16 protein-coding genes and 2 pseudogenes are annotated in these 20,169 nt (G+C 41.9%); 11 read left to right on the top strand and 7 right to left on the bottom strand.

Annotated elements, in window-relative coordinates; translation table 11 throughout:
• Positions 1–31 precede the first annotated feature (31 nt).
• The gene (gene btuF / locus O7C57_RS05715; protein WP_154623407.1) at positions 32–865 is read left to right on the top strand and encodes a vitamin B12 ABC transporter substrate-binding protein BtuF; all 834 of its coding nucleotides are present in this window, start codon (positions 32–34) and stop codon (positions 863–865) included.
• Between the two features lie 34 nt (positions 866–899).
• On the opposite strand, the gene erpA is transcribed toward btuF, so the two are convergent.
• Positions 900–1,244, bottom strand: coding sequence for an iron-sulfur cluster insertion protein ErpA (gene erpA, locus O7C57_RS05710; protein ID WP_154623408.1), 345 nt, complete (start codon positions 1,242–1,244; stop codon positions 900–902).
• A gap of 222 nt (positions 1,245–1,466) precedes the next feature.
• Between erpA and hemL the strand changes: the two genes are divergently transcribed.
• Positions 1,467–2,756, top strand: coding sequence for a glutamate-1-semialdehyde 2,1-aminomutase (gene hemL / locus O7C57_RS05705; protein ID WP_154623409.1), 1,290 nt, complete (start codon positions 1,467–1,469; stop codon positions 2,754–2,756).
• Positions 2,757–2,991: 235 nt separating this feature from the next.
• On the opposite strand, the gene mrcB is transcribed toward hemL, so the two are convergent.
• Entirely contained in the window at positions 2,992–5,505 is a 2,514-nt protein-coding gene (gene mrcB, locus O7C57_RS05700; protein WP_154623410.1) for a bifunctional glycosyl transferase/transpeptidase, read from the bottom strand.
• Between the two features lie 371 nt (positions 5,506–5,876).
• On the opposite strand from mrcB, the pseudogene O7C57_RS05695 reads away from it, so the two are divergent.
• Positions 5,877–6,571, top strand: a pseudogene (locus O7C57_RS05695) (beta-eliminating lyase-related protein).
• A gap of 26 nt (positions 6,572–6,597) precedes the next feature.
• Here O7C57_RS05695 and hrpB read toward each other — a convergent pair.
• The gene (gene hrpB, locus O7C57_RS05690) at positions 6,598–9,093 is read right to left on the bottom strand and encodes an ATP-dependent helicase HrpB (RefSeq protein WP_269723757.1); all 2,496 of its coding nucleotides are present in this window, start codon (positions 9,091–9,093) and stop codon (positions 6,598–6,600) included.
• A 59-nt stretch (positions 9,094–9,152) separates the two neighbouring features.
• Between hrpB and sfsA the strand changes: the two genes are divergently transcribed.
• The 8 genes from sfsA to panD all read left to right on the top strand — a co-directional run bounded on the left by sfsA (position 9,153) and on the right by panD (position 15,794).
• Positions 9,153–9,863 (top strand): DNA/RNA nuclease SfsA, encoded by a 711-nt coding sequence (sfsA, locus tag O7C57_RS05685; protein WP_154622202.1) that lies wholly within the window; start codon positions 9,153–9,155, stop codon positions 9,861–9,863.
• Positions 9,864–10,060: 197 nt separating this feature from the next.
• Positions 10,061–10,516: an RNA polymerase-binding protein DksA gene (dksA, locus tag O7C57_RS05680; protein ID WP_004922522.1), complete on the top strand. Its 456-nt coding sequence runs from the start codon at positions 10,061–10,063 to the stop codon at positions 10,514–10,516.
• Positions 10,517–10,578: 62 nt separating this feature from the next.
• Positions 10,579–11,469 carry a tRNA glutamyl-Q(34) synthetase GluQRS gene (gluQRS, locus tag O7C57_RS05675; protein ID WP_154622203.1) on the top strand — a complete coding sequence of 297 codons (891 nt, stop codon included), beginning with the start codon at positions 10,579–10,581 and terminating at the stop codon, positions 11,467–11,469.
• Positions 11,470–11,776: 307 nt separating this feature from the next.
• Positions 11,777–13,126: a polynucleotide adenylyltransferase PcnB gene (pcnB, locus tag O7C57_RS05670; RefSeq protein WP_208852759.1), complete on the top strand. Its 1,350-nt coding sequence runs from the start codon at positions 11,777–11,779 to the stop codon at positions 13,124–13,126.
• Position 13,127: 1 nt separating this feature from the next.
• Positions 13,128–13,619, top strand: coding sequence for a 2-amino-4-hydroxy-6-hydroxymethyldihydropteridine diphosphokinase (folK, locus tag O7C57_RS05665; RefSeq protein ID WP_154622204.1), 492 nt, complete (start codon positions 13,128–13,130; stop codon positions 13,617–13,619).
• Between the two features lie 58 nt (positions 13,620–13,677).
• Complete coding sequence (gene panB, locus O7C57_RS05660) at positions 13,678–14,469, top strand: 3-methyl-2-oxobutanoate hydroxymethyltransferase (protein WP_154622205.1); 792 nt, start codon at positions 13,678–13,680, stop codon at positions 14,467–14,469.
• Positions 14,470–14,502: 33 nt separating this feature from the next.
• Positions 14,503–15,366, top strand: coding sequence for a pantoate--beta-alanine ligase (gene panC, locus O7C57_RS05655; RefSeq protein ID WP_269723756.1), 864 nt, complete (start codon positions 14,503–14,505; stop codon positions 15,364–15,366).
• Positions 15,367–15,413: 47 nt separating this feature from the next.
• Complete coding sequence (gene panD, locus O7C57_RS05650; protein ID WP_154622207.1) at positions 15,414–15,794, top strand: aspartate 1-decarboxylase; 381 nt, start codon at positions 15,414–15,416, stop codon at positions 15,792–15,794.
• A gap of 66 nt (positions 15,795–15,860) precedes the next feature.
• Here the strand turns inward: panD and O7C57_RS05645 are convergent, their stop codons facing one another.
• The 4 genes and pseudogenes from O7C57_RS05645 to O7C57_RS05630 all read right to left on the bottom strand — a co-directional run bounded on the left by O7C57_RS05645 (position 15,861) and on the right by O7C57_RS05630 (position 20,115).
• Complete coding sequence (locus tag O7C57_RS05645) at positions 15,861–16,904, bottom strand: fimbrial protein (RefSeq protein ID WP_154622208.1); 1,044 nt, start codon at positions 16,902–16,904, stop codon at positions 15,861–15,863.
• 14 nt (positions 16,905–16,918) lie between these two features.
• Positions 16,919–17,143 (bottom strand): FimD/PapC C-terminal domain-containing protein, encoded by a 225-nt coding sequence (locus O7C57_RS05640; RefSeq protein ID WP_269723984.1) that lies wholly within the window; start codon positions 17,141–17,143, stop codon positions 16,919–16,921.
• A gap of 105 nt (positions 17,144–17,248) precedes the next feature.
• Positions 17,249–19,287, bottom strand: a pseudogene (locus O7C57_RS05635) (fimbria/pilus outer membrane usher protein); the annotation flags it as partial.
• A gap of 153 nt (positions 19,288–19,440) precedes the next feature.
• Positions 19,441–20,115 (bottom strand): fimbrial biogenesis chaperone, encoded by a 675-nt coding sequence (locus O7C57_RS05630; RefSeq protein WP_230086010.1) that lies wholly within the window; start codon positions 20,113–20,115, stop codon positions 19,441–19,443.
• Between the last annotated feature and the right edge of the window lie 54 nt (positions 20,116–20,169).

The raw sequence follows: 20,169 nt of genomic DNA, 5'->3' as shown, positions 1-20,169 counted from the left end.
CTTTTTTGTTACTTTTAAAGGCAATCATCCCATGAAATGGCCCTTCAATGCATTCAGAGCGATACTGGCCTTATTGCTACTCTTATTTTTTAACTCATCAGTCATTGCAGAGACAAAACATCGTGTGATCAGTCTTTCACCGGCGAATACTGAGTTAGCTTATGCGGCTGGCTTAGGAGAAAGTTTAATTGCTGTCAGTGCCTATTCTGACTATCCGGCTGAGGCTAAACAATTAGAACAAGTGTCTGATTGGCAGGGCATCAATGTCGAACGAATCATTGCATTAAAACCTGATTTGATCTTGGCGTGGCGAGGAGGTAACCCTCAGCGTCCACTAGACCAGCTCGCCGCTTTAGGGATTCCAATTATCTATTTTGATCCAAATAATATTGAGTCCGTCATTTCTGCTGTAGAACAACTAGCGAATTACAGTCCAAAACCTCAGATTGCAGAACAATCTGTTGCTGGCATGCGTGAACAACTCCACCAATTACAACAACGCTATGCACAACAAGCACAGCCTAAAAAGTCGGTATTTATTCAACTCGGTACCCAACCTCTATTTAGCACAGGTAATAACACGATTCAAAACGATATCGTTTCCCTGTGTGGCGGTGACAATATCTTTAAAAATAGTGCAGTACCATGGCCTCAAGTGAGTCGAGAGCAAGTTCTTGCTAGAAAACCTGAAGTGATCGTGATGAGTGGGGATCCAACACAAGAAAACGCAGTACAGCAATTTTGGCAGACACAACTGCCTATCCCTATTATCCGTTTAAATGAAGATTGGTTTCATCGCGCTGGACCACGTGCATTATTCGCGGCGCAATCTTTGTGTGAACAACTATATCCAGACAATAAATGAGTGAGAGGGGGATTCCCCTCTCAACAGGTAGGTTTTAAACGCTGAATGAAGAACCACAACCACATGTCGATTTGGCATTTGGGTTGGTGACAATAAAACGAGAACCTTCTAGGCCTTCAGTATAATCAACGCTTCCACCAACTAAATACTGTAGGCTCATTGGATCAACAACTAAGGCAACACCTTGTTTTTCGATCGTCATATCGCCATCATTTATTTGGTCGTCAAAAGTAAAGCCATACTGGAAACCACTACAACCACCACCGGTAATGTAAACACGTAGACGCAGGTTTGGGTTGTCTTCATCAGAAACTAAGTCTTTTACTTTAATTGCTGCCGCATCAGTAAACTGCAATGGCAGAGCTGCATCATCACTCATTTTGTACTCCAGACCGATCAAGCGGTAATTCAGTGTAAGCAGATAGCCTACTCAGATCAATGAGCTAATTATCCGCCAGCTTAGTCATTGATTCAAGCCCTGTGACATAATTCAACACATTGTGCATAGCAATCAATGGATTTGGTTTAATTGGTTCAGTGCTTTAGAATAGAGCCACTATTTTATTCAGCTTATTTATCAGTCCCTATTCAGGAGCCCTGCATGAGCCAATCTTTAAACCTATATAATGAAGCGCAACAGCTTATCCCTGGCGGCGTCAACTCACCTGTCCGTGCTTTTAACGGCGTTGGCGGTACACCTCTGTTCATTGAACGTGCTGACGGCGCTTATATTTTTGATGTTGATGGTAAAGCTTATGTCGACTATGTCGGCTCATGGGGCCCAATGGTGCTCGGCCATAATCATCCTTCTGTCCGCGATGCCGTAATCAAAGCGGTCAACAAAGGCTTAAGCTTTGGCGCCCCAACGGCTGCTGAAGTTGAAATGGCTAAATTAGTTTGTGAGTTAGTGCCTTCTATCGATATGATCCGTATGGTGAACTCAGGAACTGAAGCGACAATGAGCGCTATTCGACTTGCGCGTGGCTACACCGGCCGAGATAAAATTATTAAATTTGAAGGCTGTTATCATGGTCACGCTGACTGTCTGCTCGTCAAAGCCGGATCAGGTGCATTAACCATGGGTGAACCCAATTCTCCGGGGGTGCCCGAGGATTTCGTTAAACATACACTAACATGTACCTATAATGACCTTGCATCTGTCCGCCAAGCTTTTGAAAATTACCCAGAAGAAATTGCTTGTGTGATCGTGGAACCCGTTGCTGGCAACATGAACTGTGTGCCGCCAACGGCTGAGTTTTTACCTGGTCTACGTGCATTGTGCGATGAATTTAATGCATTACTGATTATTGATGAAGTGATGACTGGCTTCCGTGTTGCTTTGGGCGGCGCACAAGACTACTACAATGTACAGCCAGACCTGACGTGCTTAGGTAAAATTATTGGCGGTGGTATGCCTGTAGGCGCATTTGGTGGCCGCTATGAAGTTATGGAGAAGCTAGCCCCTATTGGCCCTGTATATCAAGCAGGTACACTGTCGGGTAACCCTGTAGCGATGGCGGCTGGATTAGCTTGCCTCAATGAAGTCTCTCAGCCTGGGGTTCACGCTCGACTCACCGAGCTTACCGAAAAATTAGCTCGTGGTTTAGAGCGCGTATCGAAAGAGCAAGGTATCCCACTGGTCATCAACCATGTAGGTGGTATGTTTGGTATTTTCTTCACTGACGCTAAAACCGTCACTTGCTACCAAGACGTCATGAAGTGTGATGTTGAACGCTTTAAAACCTTCTTCCACCTCATGTTAGAACAGGGAATTTATTTAGCCCCTTCTGCATTCGAAGCCGGATTTATGTCAATTGCGCATAGCGATGAAGACATTGAAAAAACAATCGAAGCCGCAGAAGCTGCCTTTGCTAAAATGGCTGCTGCTTAATTTTCTTGCAGCAAATAAAAATGCCCCTTAACAGGGGCATTTCAGACTGCGGACAAACCTATTATATTTGGCGGCAAGTCGAATAGGTTTTGAAAATAAACGAGGAAAATCAATTTATTGATTTTCGGCTGATAACACAAAGCGGGAAAAACCACGCTTTTATCCCGCTTTGTCAACAACCTCAAATGCCCCTTAACAGGGGCATTTTTGATTCTTGATAGCGCAAGAGATTCAATCAATTATTTCCAAACATCTCTTTTACCCAGTCAGGCGCATCATCTTGTGCTGGCTCGGCATGATTATTCAAATCCCACACAGGTTCTTGATGCGAAGACGACTGACATAAAGCATCAGGATTATCTGTCCAGATCGGTAGAACACGGCCACCACCAAACTCTGAACAGTTAAATTGGCCATCTGGCATGACTTTCATATCAACGATCCCTTCAGGAGGACGATTAAACAGAGCCAGTGGGGCTTGGTTATCTAAATAACGTTGATAGACCCTCAAAGCACCAGTTGAACCTGTTAATTGTGTTGGTTCATTGTTATCTCGACCAATCCAAACTATCGCGACTTCTTTACCGTCAATTCCAGCGTACCAGCTATCACGTAAATCGTTTGTGGTACCTGTTTTCCCAGCTAGGTTGTATTTGCCAAACTTGGAGAGTAAGACGCGCCCTGTGCCTTGTTGAACCACTTGTTGCATACCGTATAGGGTGAGATAAGCCGCTTGTGAAGGTATTGCACGTTCCGCAGATGGGTAACTTTGATAAATTTCAGTTCCATCACCATCAATAACAGAGCGCAGCGCAGACAATTTAGCGCGGTTACCATTACCACCGATCGTTTGATATATTTGAGCCACTTCAGCTGGCGTTAGGTTTACAGCACCAAGTAGCATCGCGGGGACTTTTTCTATCGCCGCGGCTGGAGCACCTAAACGAACAAAAATATTCACGATCTGATCAAGGCCGACTTCTAACCCTAAATTGACGGTTGGAATATTTTGTGATTTTGCGAGTGCATCAACCAACATCATTCCACCAGTGAAATTACGGCTATAGTTTCTCGGTTTCCACGTCTGGTTACCGACTTTCACCGATAAAGGTTCATCTTTCAGCCAAGTATTTAAACGAAAACGGTCAGGCTCATTCAATGCGGCTAAATAAACGGGCGGTTTCGCTAATGACCCGATGTTACGGCGAGCATTCAGTGCACGGTTAAAACCAGAGTATTGCGGCTGTGAACCGCCTACCATCGCTCGGACTTCACCGTTAATGCGGTCAACCACAACCATCGCACCTTCAATATCATTTAGCTTACGATCTTTACGTAACTGAGCCACCCCGGCTTCAACTGCATTTTCTGCTGCTGTTTGCGCGACAGGATCTAGCGTGGTAAAGATTTTAGCGCCTGACAGCTCTTTAACTTTATCACCTAATTTTTCATTCAGTTCCTGACGAACCATTTGCATAAAAGCAGGCTGAGAAGCGACCAAACCTTCCCTTGGTTTCACACCTAAAGGACGTGCGCTAAGAACTTGATACATTTCATTGTCGATAACATGGCGAGTTTCCAATATTTTCAACACAATGTTACGGCGTTTTGTCGCGTTTTCCGGTTTCGTCCAAGGGTTATAAGTTGACGCGCCCTGCACCATGCCAACAAGTAGAGCTTGCTGGTCTAAACTTAACTCATTAATTGGGCGTCCAAAATAATACAGACTTGCTAATGGGAAACCACGAATTTCATCATTACCGTTTTGCCCTAAGAAAACTTCATTCAGGTACAATTCGAGAATACGGTCTTTGCTATAGTTGTAATCCAACAACACAGCCATAATGGCTTCGTTAGCTTTGCGCTTAAAGGTTCGCTCATTGGTTAAAAATAGATTTTTTACCAACTGTTGCGTCAAAGTACTGCCCCCTTGCACAGATTTACCTGCCACTAAGTTCGCGACTACTGCTCGACCGATTGAGTAAAGGCTTACCCCATCGTGTTCATAGAAGTAACGATCTTCAGTCTCAAGTAGAATTTTCACCAAAGACTCAGGAAAATCAGACAAAGGTAAAACTAAGCGCTGCTCATTATTAGCCGATTGCATCATCGTGATGAGCTTCGGATCTAAACGGAAAAAACCAAATGAACGGCCATTTTCCATATTTTCGATCTTCTTCAGCATCCCTTGATCAAATACCATACGTGCCAATATCTGACCTTCTTTTTGATCAGGGAAATTAAATGGGCGACGCAGAATTTCAATCGTATTGCCTTTTACTGAAAATTCACCTGAATTGGTGATTTTGGTGACCTTACGGTATTGCATACCTTCAAGTAAACGCACCATTTCAGCTTGGCTATAATCCATGCCTGGTTCAAGGTTAACCATTCGGCCATATACAGCAGCAGGTAAATCCCAAACTTTGCCATCAAGGCGTTCCTTGATTTGCTGGTTTAGGTAAAATGCATAAGCGCCAAGTAACACGGCAAGGACAATAAAAATTTTAACGAGCAACCAAAACCAACGCCATTTACTCTTTGGTCGGCGGTTTTTATTACCGTTATTTTTTTTCTTAGCCATTAGCTCGCCCTCTTCATCATCGAGGTCTTGCTCATCAATATCATCGTCATCAAATAACTTTTCATCATAATCATAGTCGTCACGGCGGCGACGTGAATTTAGCTGTTTCTTTTTGGTTGACGGTTTTTTACGTCTACCGATTGGTTCTAAATCTTTACCGGACATGGTCGCTCCATATCACCCAAATTCTGCACTGACTTCCCGTGATTTTGACTCAATATACTCAAGTGTTCACAGAAGAAAGCTCTTAATTACATTTCATTACGTTACCTTGCGAGACATTATTCATCCGTCGCAGATATCTATTAGAGCACAAAACAACCTCATTTCGCACTTATCTTTATCATTCGCTGCATAGGCTCCACTGAATTTTATCCCAAAAATCGCCAGCGACATACCAACACGCCAAAAAAAACAAAATGTCTTATAGATTACTAATAAAAAAAGAATATTTTCAACTTTCATAAATTATTTTCTAATCAAAAATAACCAATGAAGTGTTTTTTAAATAATTTATTAACCTGTGGAGTGTTATTATGCTGTATCCAGTAGAACCTTACCGAATAAAGAGTGTTGAAACACTATCAATATTGTCGCGACAAGCAGGCAAAATAAAAATTCATGAAGCTGGCTATAATCCTTTTCTGTTACGTTCGTAAGATATTTACATCGACTTATTGACTGACAGTGGGACGAATACAATGTCTGACAAACCGTGGGCAAGTTTGATGACTGGAGATGAGTCCTATGCTGGCAGTCAAAACTTTTATCAACTTGAACACGCCGTACAGCAGCTCTTTGGATTTAAATAGTCATTCCGACACATCAAGGATGCGGAGCTGAAAAGCAAGCCGCGAATGTTCCTATTATTGAACCTATTGGTGGACATGGCGTCTTTTTAGATGCTCCGCGTTTTTGTCCACACTTAACACAAGATCAATTTCCAGCACAAAGCTTATCTGCAAGTATCTACCTTGAAACCGCTGTACGTAACGTGGAACGCGGTATTATCTTGGACGGACGAGATAAAAAAACAGGGGAAAACCTTCGACCAGCACTGGAAACCGTTCGTTTGGCCATCCCTCGTAGAGTCTATACCTATGCACATTTAGATTGGGTTGCTAACGGTATTATTCACTTATACCAACAAAAAGAAAAAATGAAAGGGCTTAGATTTACCTATGAACCCAAGCGGTTACGCTTTTTTACAGCGCGTTTCGAGTATATTTAGCGCTGTATTTTTCTATTCGCATTCATTTAATGCTTTTCAATGTTATTTAGCGCTTTTTTAGTTTTATTCGTTGGTCGCGTATTAACAGGGTCATCTGGCCATAAATGTTTTGGGTAGCGACCTTTCATCTCTTTTTGTATCTCACGATAACTGCCTTGCCAGAATGCGCCCAAATCTTGGGTAATTTGTAATGGCCTCATTGCAGGTGACAATAAAGACACCGCCACAATCACCTTACCATGAGCAACGGTTGGGTTAGAGGCTTGTCCATACATTTCTTGCATACGAATTTCCATCATCGGCGCTTTATCTAAAGAGTAATGAATATTCACAGAACTCCCTGAGCCTGATAAATAATGTGTCGGTAATGCATCATCTAACCATTTTTTCTGCTGCCAATCTAAACGATGCGCTAAGAGTGCTCCGACATCAATTGCTTGCAGTTGTTTACGATGAGTAATACCTCTGAGATAAGGTGCTAGCCAAGACTCTAACGAATCCAACAAGGTCGCATCATCAACATCCGGCAAAACGACATCAGGAAACCATTGTTTCGCCAATTGGCAACGAATACGTAGCTGGTGAGCAGAAGAATGCCAATCCAAACTACTCAAACCATTCTGGCGTAACCAATGCAACAATGCCTGTTCAATCTGTTTACTATCAGGATTGGTCAATCTTTCTGAATGTACCACTAATTGGCCACATTGCAGCCGCCGCCAAGCTATCAATGTGCCTTTTTGTTCATCCCACTCCACCGTTTCTTGTTGAAAAAATAAATGGGGGCATGCCTCTCGCAAATTGTCTATTTCAATCGCAACCGCTAAGGCTATTTTTGCATCTGCTGAGCTTTCTGGCAGCCATAGCATAGGTGCAATCAGCCATTCTCGACCTGATAATGTATCCTTCTCATCTAACGATGCACCTAACCCACTCGCTAATTGATAACGACCTTGATTATCTCTATTTTTGGCTATCCGATCAGGGAAACCAACGGCTAGCAAAGTAGGTAACCACTCACTAATTAAAGCATGTGCTTTTCCTACAGCAGCCGTCACTTTATGGCCACTCAACAAGGAAGCACGTCGACACCAATTTTCAGTTGGTCTTTCTAAATAGTCGTGAATATCACATCTTCCCTGACGAGGAGGCTCTTCTAAAATAGCCACGAGTAAAGCGGCTAGCTTAACGACCTCATCGTTCTGACTTTGTTGAGCCTGATATAATATCGCCGCTGTCCGCACCGAGCTGCCTGACTCGGCCATTCCACGACCTACCGACGTTAATTGCCCATGTATATCGACAGCCTCTAATCGGTACAGTAAATCTTTAGCGGCGGCAATCGCGGGGCGAGGTGGTGCATTCAGCCATTGTAGCTGCTCCGTCTCTTGGCAACCCCATTGCAACAGCGATAACCATAGGGAGCTTAAATCACTGTGTAATATCTCTGCCTCACTGTATTTCGCAGCGCGTTCAGCCTGTTCTTGGCTAAATAAGTGCCAACAAACCCCCGCCTCTAAACGTCCTGCTCGCCCTGCTCGCTGCACCATAGAAGCTTGGCTAATCCTTTGTTTAACCAGTTTAGTCAGCCCCGTTCGAGGGTTAAAAACCCCTATTCGTTCAAAACCACTATCAACGACCAACCGAATGCCTTCAATGGTAAGGCTGGTTTCTGCAATATTCGTTGCTAAAACAATTTTACGCTTCCCTGCTGGCGCGGCTTGAATAGCCAGTTGCTGCTCTTTTATAGACAGTGCACCATACATCGGACATAAAAGTATGTCCTCACTCACTATTGAGGAGAGTTCTGTCAGTGTTCGCTCAATTTCACCTACCCCAGGTAAAAACAGTAACAACGACCCTTTCTCTCTTTGACACAGTTGCCAGACCGCATTAGCGACCTCTTTATGAAATAGTTTATTGCTATTTATAGGGTAAAAATATCGATCAACGGGGTAAGTACGCCCTTCTGATATCACAATAGGTGCATTTGGGAACAACCGGTTCAACCCTTGGTCATCCAAAGTGGCTGACATTAATAAAATCTTTAAATCATCGCGTAATGCCTGTTGTGTATCCAACAATAGTGCTAGCCCTAGATCCGCCTGCAAACTGCGTTCATGAAATTCATCGAGAATGACTAAACCAATCCCTTCTAACATTGGGTCACTTTGCAACATTCTGGTCAAAACACCTTCAGTCACGACTTCAATACGCGTATTTGAGCTCACTCGGCTTTCCGAACGCATACGTAGCCCTACTGTGTGACCGATTTCTTCACCTAATTGCTCAGCTAAACGCATAGCAACACTACGTGCGGCAATACGGCGTGGTTCTAGCATGATAATGCGCCCCTCAATCACACCACTGTTCAATATAATTAGTGGTAAAACAGTGGATTTACCCGCACCAGTTGGGGCATGCAGTAGAACTTGGGGTGACTTTTCTAAAGCAGTGAGTAAGGAATTACTAACGTCATGAATAGGTAACACGCGGATGATAGCTCCAATGAGGTTTAACATTTGCTGATAAAGATTGTAGCATTGCCGATTATTTTCTGAAGACTTATTGCGGAGACGATATGGAGTTTATTCCCCCGTTACAGCCAGCCACACTGATTAAACGCTACAAGCGGTTTTTAGCAGACGTCATCACGCCTGAAGGTCGTGTGATGACCATTCACTGTGCAAATACGGGTGCGATGACGGGTTGCGCGACACCTGGGGATACTATTTGGTATTCAACATCAAATAATACAAAACGAAAGTATCCCCATAGCTGGGAACTCACACAAACCTCGCAAGATCATCTCATCTGTATTAACACGTTACGCGCAAATCAGGTAGTCGCGGAAGCGTTGTCACAAAATAACATTCCAGAATTATCCGAATATAGTGTAATAAAGCCTGAGATGAAATATGGCTCTGAAAATAGTCGTATTGATTTCTTTTTATCTGGTGATGGGTTACCTGATTGTTTTATAGAGGTTAAATCTGTTACTTTACTGGAAAATAATTGCGGTTTTTTCCCTGATACCGTCACTGAGCGAGGACAAAAACATTTACGTGAATTAACAGTAATTGCTAAAGAAAAAAAAAGAGCCATACTGTTGTTTGCAGTTTTGCATACGGGAATCTACGAAGTTTCGGCTGCGGCTCATATTGATAAGCAATACGCAAAACTTTTGGGTGAAGCTATCGAAAATGGTGTCGAAGTTCTTTGTTATCACGTAGATATCAATACACAAAAAATGCTATTGGGTAAAAACATTAAGTTTATAGCTGTTAAATAATGGTCGTTATATCGCTTAACAAAGCGAGGACGAATGGGTTCTGGGGGCTTAAAAAGGAATAAACACGCGCGCCTTCACAGCATTACAAAACTCATTGCATGAACGATTGCCAAGAGGGCACTCTTCTGCTATTTATAGCGACCTTAATTTTTCCCCCTTTGGGGTTTTGTGAAATTTGCGTGTGTAGGAGAAGCATTATGCAAGAAGGGCAAAAACGTAAGACATCGTCCTTAAGCATTCTCGCCATTGCCGGGGTTGAGCCCTATCATGAAAAGGCTGGCGAAGAGTACATGAACGAAGCCCAGTTGGCGCATTTTAAGCTCATTCTCGAAGCATGGCGCAATCAACTCAGGGATGAAGTAGACCGGACAGTTACTCATATGCAAGATGAGGCGGCTAACTTTCCAGATCCTGTTGATCGGGCAGCCCAGGAAGAGGAATTCAGCCTTGAATTACGCAACCGGGACCGTGAACGTAAGTTGATTAAGAAAATCGAGAAAACGTTGAAGAAAGTCGAAGAAGATGATTTTGGCTTCTGCGAATCTTGTGGAGTGGAAATCGGTATCCGTCGTTTGGAAGCCCGCCCTACCGCAGATTTGTGTATCGACTGTAAAACATTAGCAGAAATTCGCGAAAAGCAAATGGCTGGCTAATCGCTAATTATGGAGTCCTTAACGGCGCACCTCACATTGCGCCGTTATAAGGAAGTCTAATAATGAAGATCCCCTCGTCATCCTATGTTGGTCGCTTTGCACCCTCTCCCTCTGGTAATCTTCACTTTGGCTCTCTTGTTACTGCCTTAGGTAGCTATTTGCAAGCTCGTGCCCAGCAAGGTAAATGGCTAGTGCGTATTGACGATATTGACCCGCCCAGAGAGGTGCCTGGAGCTGCTGCAAACATTTTAAAAACATTGGAACATTACCAACTGTATTGGGATGAGCCTGTACTGTATCAATCAAAACGTCATGATGCTTATCGAGCCGCATTAGATAGCCTGCGTCAGCAAGGAAAAAGTTATTACTGCACCTGTTCACGTCAACGCATAAAAGAGCTGCAAGGGCATTATGATGGGCACTGCCGTAATTTGTACCTGCCTAATCACGACGCTGCCATTCGCTTAAAACAAACCCACCCTGTTTACCAGTTTACAGATCGATTGAGAGGAGAAATTTACACTGAAGCCAATATTGCTGAGGAAGATATTATTATTCATCGAAAAGATGGCTTGTTTGCTTATCATTTAGTCGTGGTTGTTGATGACCACTATCAAAATGTCACGGAAGTGATCAGAGGAGCCGATCTCATCCCCGCCACCTCACAGCAAATTTCGTTATATCACCATCTTTCATTACCCATTCCTGATTATGCCCATTTACCATTAATCCTAAATCATGATAATAATAAGCTCTCAAAGCAAAATCATGCTACAGCACTACCTATGACAGATCCTCGCCCAGTAATATGCCATGCGTTAAAGTTGTTAAATCAGCCTTCAATCGAGCATTGGCGGGACTTAAGCACGAGTGAGATTTTAAAAATCGCAACCGATAAATGGCAACTCAAAGCGATCCCATCTCATGATATTATTGATGATGCTTATAACTGAAAATGACTTTTATGCGTTTAAGCATTCTCAAAGAAAGGCCAGTAGGCTATGATTAGCCGCTTATTTTGTTTAATGAATATTAGTAACGATATCGAGGTGTACTATTTTTAACCGAGTAGCAAATTTCTGCCGCAATATTTTATCGCGAAATGACAAGGACACGCGTGACGCACAGGCAGCCGGTGAAAGGCCAGTCACTTATTCTGATACTGCGATAGCAAAGTCCGTAGAGCAGAACACTAAACAAACAAAAAACACGGTTCGTCATTCCAAGCGTGCCGGCATTCAGGCAGAGAAACCAGAGACAATGACGACTGATACGGATGAAAACATCACCATAATTCCGCGTTCAGAGCATACTATTTCACGCAGTGATATTAGTGATAATGCTTTGAAGGTACTTTATCGCCTAAATAAAAGTGGTTTTGAAGCCTATCTTGTTGGCGGCGGCGTGCGTGACTTACTCCTTGGTAAAAAACCCAAAGATTTCGATATTACCACTAACGCAACCCCAGAACAGATTCGTAAATTATTCCGTAATTGTCGGTTGGTGGGTCGTCGATTCCGCCTCGCTCATATTATGTTTGGGCCTGAAGTGATTGAAGTGGCGACTTTCCGTGGCCATCATGACCAAAATGAATCCGAAGACAAAAATCTCTCTCAGCAAGCCAAAAATGGTATGTTGCTACGCGATAATATTTTCGGTTCAATCGAAGAAGATGCTATCCGTCGAGATTTTACTGTTAACAGCCTCTACTACAATATCGATGATTTTTCTGTTCGTGATTATGTCGGGGGATTAAACGATCTTAAAGCGGGTATTATCCGCCTAATTGGTGATCCTGAAACGCGCTATCGTGAAGATCCTGTTAGGATGTTACGTGCGGTACGCTTTGCCTGTAAACTCAATATGCGAATTGAGCCAAAAACGGCTCAACCTATCGAACGTCTTGCTCCGCTATTACGCGATATCCCTTCCGCAAGGCTTTTTGAAGAATCATTAAAGCTATTACAAGCCGGACAAGGCTACGCAACCTACCAGATGCTAAAAGAGTATCATCTATTTGAGCAACTCTTTCCGGTTATTAGTAGCCGCTTTAGTAGCAACAATGATTCTCCAATGGAAAAAATCATTGAGCAAGTGCTCAAAAATACTGATTTTAGACTAAAAAATGATAAGCGCGTTAACCCTGCATTTTTGTTTTCAGCCATGTTATGGTATCCGGTTACTGAACATGCTGAAAAGTTATCTCAAGAAGGTGGCCTAGCTTACTACGATGCCTTTGCACTCGCGATGAATGATATTCTTGACGATCAATGCCGTTCGATTGCCATACCAAAACGGATCACCACAACCATGCGTGATATTTGGCAACTACAATTACGTCTACCTCGTCGTCAAGGGCGTCGCGCCAATAAATTAATGGAGCACCCTAAATTCCGTGCTGCATTTGATTTATTAGAATTAAGAGCTAACGTTGAGCGTCGAAATGAGCTACAAGAGCTTGCTATATGGTGGGATGATTATCAGCGTTCAAACAACACCAAACAACGTGAAATGATTGCAGAATTAGGTAGTGCGCCAGTGCGTAAGCGCCATCGCCCACGTAAATCCTCATCTGGCGCTCGTAAGCCTAATAAAACTCAGGAGTCATAGAATGGAATTGGTCTATATTGCAATTGGCAGTAACCTTGGTGAGCCGTTAAAGCAAGCTCAACAGGCTATTGAAGCTTTAAATGCTATTCCAAAGAGCCGTGTAGCCAAAACATCGTCTATCTATCGCACCAAACCACTCGGGCCACAAGATCAAAATGATTTTCTCAACATCGCGGTGCTACTTGAAACTGAGCTTGAGCCTGAGACGTTGCTTGACCATACACAACGTATCGAACTTGAGCTTGGTCGAGTACGCAAAGCTGAACGCTGGGGTCCGAGAACACTTGATCTCGATATTATGCTTTTCGGTCATCAAGTTATTAATACACCAAGACTAACCGTACCTCATTATGGGTTAAAAGAGCGTGAATTCATGTTATATCCGCTCTATGAGATCGCCCCTAACCTTATTTTTCCTGATGGTGAACAACTATCAGAAAGGCTCACACATGTTCCACGTAACGGCCTCACTTATTGGGATATCACCGTCTAAACAGTGACCTTCCTAATAGAAGGGGTCATTCGTGGGATCTTTTCCGGAGGTTATTATAATGAAACCCATTTCTCTGGCTACTCTGGGTCAGTTCAAAAAAGACAAACACAAATTCGCAACCATCACGGCCTATGATGCCAGCTTTGCGCAGTTATTTGCAGAGCAAGGGATCCAAGTCATGCTTGTCGGTGACTCTCTGGGCATGACCGTTCAAGGCGAAACAAGCACGCTTCCCGTTACTGTTGAACAAATTGCTTACCATACTCGCTGTGTACGCAAAGGTGCTCCTGACGCATTTATCATCGCAGATATGCCATTCATGAGCTATGCAACACCAGAGCAAGCCTGTGCAAATGCGGCTGTTTTAATGCAAGCAGGGGCTAACATGGTAAAAATTGAAGGTGGCAGTTGGCTTTGTGATACCGTCAAGATGCTATGTGAACGTTCTGTACCTGTTTGTGGACACTTAGGACTCACACCACAAGCCGTTAATGTACTTGGTGGTTATAAAGTCCAAGGGAGAGATGAGGTCACCGCTAACCAATTAATGAAAGATGCCATCGCCTTAGAAAATGCAGGCATTCAGCTTTTGGTCCTTGAATGTGTTCCTACATCACTTGCGAGCAGCATCACTGAAGAGCTTCTGCTTCCCGTGATTGGCATTGGTGCAGGAAGTGGTACTGATGGGCAAATTCTCGTCATGCATGATGCATTAGGCATCACAGCTCGCCCACCTAAATTTGCCAAAAACTTTCTTGCCCAAGCAGGCAATATGCAAGATGCTATCAGGTTATATATTCAAGAAGTTGAAGCGGGGATCTACCCAAGTGAAGCTCACTCGTTTGAATAATGTCATTATGTCTCAATAATAAGGAATGCACACATGCTGATCGTCGAAACGTCGCCAATCCTCCGCCGTGAAATCCGCCGCTGGAAGCTAGATGGTAAACGTATTGCTCTTGTACCAACCATGGGAAACCTGCATGATGGGCATCTGACTTTAATTGATGAGGCAAAACAACAAGCCGATATTGTTATTGTTAGTATTTTTGTTAATCCCATGCAGTTTGATCGTCAGTCTGATTTAGCCAACTATCCTCGCACTCTGCAAGAGGATTGTGAGAAACTGAAACGTCGTGACATCAATCTTGTTTTTGCACCGTCAGTGAAAGATTTTTACCCAGAAGGAATGGATCAACAGACCTTTGTTGAAGTACCTGAATTATCATCAATATTGGAAGGTGCTAGCCGTCCGGGGCATTTCCGTGGTGTTTCCACCGTCGTGACCAAGCTCTTCAACTTAGTCCAACCTGATTTAGCGTTTTTTGGCGAAAAAGATTATCAACAACTACAACTGATTCGCAAAATGGTACATGACCTTTCATTTGATATACAAATTGTCTCTGTCCCTACCGTTAGGGCCAAAAATGGCCTGGCACTCAGTTCGCGCAATAATAACCTTTCCGCTGAAGAGCTAAAAATAGCCCCTCAATTGTACAATATCATGAGACAAACGGCAGATAAGCTCAGTGCAGCTCCAGAAACCGTTGATACATTGCTTCAAGAGACTGAAGATTTACTACGGCAAGCAGGTTTCACGCCTGATGAAGTGTTTATCCGTGATGCAGAGACACTCGCCGCACTCAATGCGAGAAGCAAAAAAGCGGTGATTTTAATGGCGGCATGGTTAGGTCAAACTCGGCTCATTGATAATTTACAGGTTGACCTACCCGCTGTTTCAGCTTAAAAAAATAAGCAAACACAGCATAAATATTAAGATGGCAGATAACAATTATGTTTAGAAAAATGCTACAAGGTAAGTTACACCGAGTCAAAGTAACACAAGCCGACCTTCACTACGAAGGATCATGTGCGATTGATCAAGACTTTATGGATGCAGCAGGGATCCTCGAATACGAAGCTATCGATATCTATAATGTTGATAACGGCGAGCGCTTCTCGACTTACGCGATCGCTGGGGAAAGAGGCTCTAAAATTATCTCGGTCAATGGCGCAGCTGCTCGCCGCGCTGCGGTTGGTGATAGGCTGATCATCTGCTCTTATGTGAGTATTAGCGATGAAGATGCGCGCCAACATAAACCAAAGGTTGCTTATTTTGACGGCGATAACGTCATGAGCCGCATAGCTAAAGCCGTTCCGGTACAAGTCGCTTAATCTCTTTAACCCCCAGCGATGAGAAACTCACTGGGGGTTATACTTTTTCATCGTGGTCAAATTAGCTTAGTCAAACTGCAAAACAAATTGTGCCGTTGCTTCCGCTTTCCCCGCTTTTATCGAATGGCTATAACGATAATATTCCGCCTTCAGAGGAACCATCGTTTCCCCTTTCTCTAAATCCGCTAATTTAACGAACGTTTGATTAACCAAAACATTATCATTACTTAATGGTGATTTCACCACGTAACCAATCCCACTTGCATTACTCCCCTGCCCTTCATTATCAATCTTAATAACCGCATCTTTGCCATCATAACTTTCGGTTTTATTAGCTATCAATTTGATCTTAGCTGAAACATTTCCCGTACAAACGATTTTGATATTCTCTTCAACAGCGGATGACTGAGAAGGAAAGCCTATTGACGAAAATGCGGTTATGGGTAAACGAGGCAATGTAAACGTCAAATCGGTATTTTGAGCAGAACAAGATGTGGGTGCACTTTCGACCTTACCTTTTAATCGATAAGTGAAACCGACTTTCGTTGACCCACCACCTGACTCAAAACGTTTAATTAACACTGAACCAATCACTGAGTTAGTAAAGGTAGTCGGTGTTGGATTATCTTTTGCGGCATAGAAAATAACTGTCGCATCAAGTGGCATTAATGACCCTTCAGGTACGGGTAACTCTTGCCCTGGACGATTACGAAAAGGGAGTCCGGTTCTATTATCAATCAACACATAAACAATATTTGCAGGTCCACCCGCGTGAACATGATAAGCAGGTCGACCGTCAATATCCCCATAGTATCGAGCATAAATACCGCTACCTTCACCATACGTTGCGTAACCATAAACTTGTGAATCAGGCCCGCACTGAGCAATACCACCACGCCCACTCTCACGTTCGAAGGTGTAGCGCCCAAGTTCATCATGTTTTTTGATCACGCCACTCAATTTAATATCAATCGTGGCACGCATTGCTGAATGATCTTGTCCATCCCCGCCAGGGAGACAGTCCTGAGCAGAAAAACTTTTATTTATACCAACGAGCATTAAAATTAAGCTCAGTACCAAAACACGACCTAAATGTATTTGTTTTTTCATTGCTAGTGCTCCTTTTAACGGCACTCTGAATTAAGCATATAAAGCCCATTCGTTGGTATAGCCTTTTCGATGTTATAATTCACAGTACAGGATTCATTAACGCCATCATTTGTCCAATTAACCTTAATTTGGCCTTTCGGTTTATCCGCGACTAAATACAGCGTATTAAAATTAGAAACTAAATGAGTCGCGTCGTCTTCTGTCACCGCTTTCGCTCCAACAGGTAATTCTTTATTCATTGGAAGCTGTAGCTTAAATAATAACTTGTAGCCTTTCTTCGCTTCAAAATCCGCGAGTATTAATGCGCCTTTTGTCGGAATAACATTATTAATAATATTATTCTCAATTTCGGTATCCTCAGGAATTGTTTTCGTATCAATCGCTAATGTATTTTTACGATACGGAGCAATACCTGGCACAACCGCCAAACCAGATGAGTTAGTTTCTACAGAATGTCCATTAATGACACCAACCCCAGCGGCATCTTTCATCAAGATCAACGCACTCGTATCTTGCATTGACGGGGCTAGCACCATGCCATATTGCGTACCAACTAATGATCCGCTAATACCATAGTTAAAGTTTTTGTTATTATCGTTGTAAGCATATCCAGCATTCACCACCGCATAAGGAGAGCGATAAGAACTGCTTAATCCACCTGAATATCCAACACCTTTATTACTGTAACTTTGATAAATATCCCAAGTACCACGATATGATTCACCGTAGCTTCCATTTAATCGTGCCGTTTGTGATGTCCTATGCTGATCATCTGTTGAGATCCCATAATTGACATACACAGTATTATCAAATACATCAAATGGCACACTGATATTTAAACTCAGGTTATATGAGCTTTTATTATCGTTTTGGAACTGCCTACCTTTTGAGTAAGTGTAATAGACGCTATAATGCACCTTATCTATGTTACTGTTAAAACCCGCATTATAAGACTGTTGTTTATTACCACTTGCATATTCATAAACAACAGTGTTTAAGTTAATAGAGCTAGCACTTCCCAAAATTGGCTGAGACAATGATGCAGTATATTCATTTTTCAATTTATCATAACTGCCATGGTCTTTATTCTCATAAGAGAATGCATCATCAATATTTAAGAAATTGTTATCAAAGTGACGAAAACCGGCCAATGATAAACTGGTATTGGTCATTTCAATACGTTTTGAGTAATTAACTCTAAACGCATTTCCACTTAATGTCGTTTTATTTTCAACATTAGCGCGAGAATGCACCATATCAGTCGTAATTGCACCGACATTTCCTAAGTTAAAACCCGTACCAATTGCGTAAGATTGATAATGTTTAGAATACAATACACCACTAAAAACTGTGACAAAATCTGTCAGCCCATAATAAACTTCAGCTTCATTAATATAACGACCATCACCTTTGCTATTACCGTCATACTGGCCACTAGAGAAACTGTATTTTAACTTTCCTTTTCTTTCTAAAAACGCAATGGAAGAAAAAGGAACAATAAAATTCACTTCGTTACCACTCGCCTCTTGCACTGTAACATACAAATTACCACCATTACTCATTGGGTAATAATCAGTAATTTCAAAAGGCCTGCTGGTACACTTTTCTTATAGATAACCTGTCCATTTTGAACAATGGTTACCACTGATTCAGAGTTGGCAATACCATTCACACTCGGAGCATAATTCGTTAAATCGTATGACTCCATTTGTCTGTCAGTCGCTAACTTAACCCCTTTAAATTTAAAGGAGTCAAAGAGCTGTGAGTTTGTATATAAATTCCCTAGTGTTAGCTCACTTTTAATTGTATTAATATTTCTTGATAGCGTGTTACTGATGCTATTCCACTTATTTTTTTCTCTCTCATTGTTTGACCAAGTTGAATAATTACGATAACGCCACGCACCTATATTGACTTTACTTTGGATATTACCGTAATAATTATCATCAACTTTGCCATTTTCATAAGTGTTAAATGCTGAAAATGAATAATTAACGAATATCGCTGGGATACCATTATCCCACTGTTCTTCTTCTATTTGTTTGATACGCTGTTTATTAATCATTAACTGAGGAACAGTTAATGAAAAAACTTTGGTATTTAAATCAAGATAATGGCTAACATATTCAATATCATTAATATTAAAACATTGCTGCTCATCTTTTATCTGTGACTGGAAATCAATACCAAAACTTTCCCACTCAGAAAAACTAAAGCAAGGCGTTAGCTGTTCACCGCCATTCGCAGTAGACATCATGACAAAATTGATATCTTTAGTAAAAACTAAATTATTATTAATAAAAAACTTCACATGATATTTCCCTGGTGAAATATCATTTTCTCTGAAAACATCCAAATCTTCATTCGTGAGCTGTGTTCCCATTCCTGCTATATTTAATAAGCTAGGTGGATAGTAATCAGCAGCACGCATATCTAATGAATATGATGCAAATAAAACAGCCATAACAATAGGCGAGCATGGATATTTTTTATAAAAAAAACGATTCATAGGCCTTTACTCAGCTTTTTGAGATTATTATTTTATCGTATAACTGCTATCTAACCCTTTACCATAATCATTGATATAGTTCAGAGAAATTGTATGCATACCTGCACCTAATTTAGGAATATTTATAGTCGTTTCAGAACGAGGTTCTAAATAACTTGGTGCTTCAACTTCTTTACCATTCACCTTAAGTTTCGCTATATTGATATAAAAAGGTGTCGGGTTGTTGACTTTTATACCTGATGCCGCTTTAGACCAAGCCAGTTCATTTACTGACTCTTCTACTTTTTTATCTGATAATGCTGTGGGACGATAAATTAATTTTATTTTATTTGTCATTGAATAACGTAAAACGTGTTCTAGATCTTCACTGCTAGGCGCGACAAATTTAACATTAAGCCAATATAATGATTCCTTATCGCTTGGTAATGTCGACACTTTCATTAGCTGAATCGTATTTTTTTGTTCAGCTCTTAATTTTACTAATGGTGGTGTTACCGCGAAATCTTGTGTTACATTACCCTTTTTATCTTCTACCCAAGATTGAAGTAAGTAATTCCGATTTTTATCCGTATTAAATGCAACAACGCCTTCACTTTTATCTTTTTCATGATAAATCACACGAGTAGTTTCTAAACCAAACCCAGCATAGCTTGATGAAATAGAAACACAGAATAGCGATAATGCAGAAATTATTTTCTTCATAAACATAGGCCCCATGATAGAAAAGTTAACGCAGATTAATAATTCATAATTAAT

This window comes from Providencia sp. 21OH12SH02B-Prov, assembly GCF_027362595.1.
Lineage (GTDB): Bacteria > Pseudomonadota > Gammaproteobacteria > Enterobacterales > Enterobacteriaceae > Providencia > Providencia zhejiangensis.
Note: the sequence above shows the minus strand (reverse complement) of the source record. Positions and strands in the feature narration are given on the sequence as shown.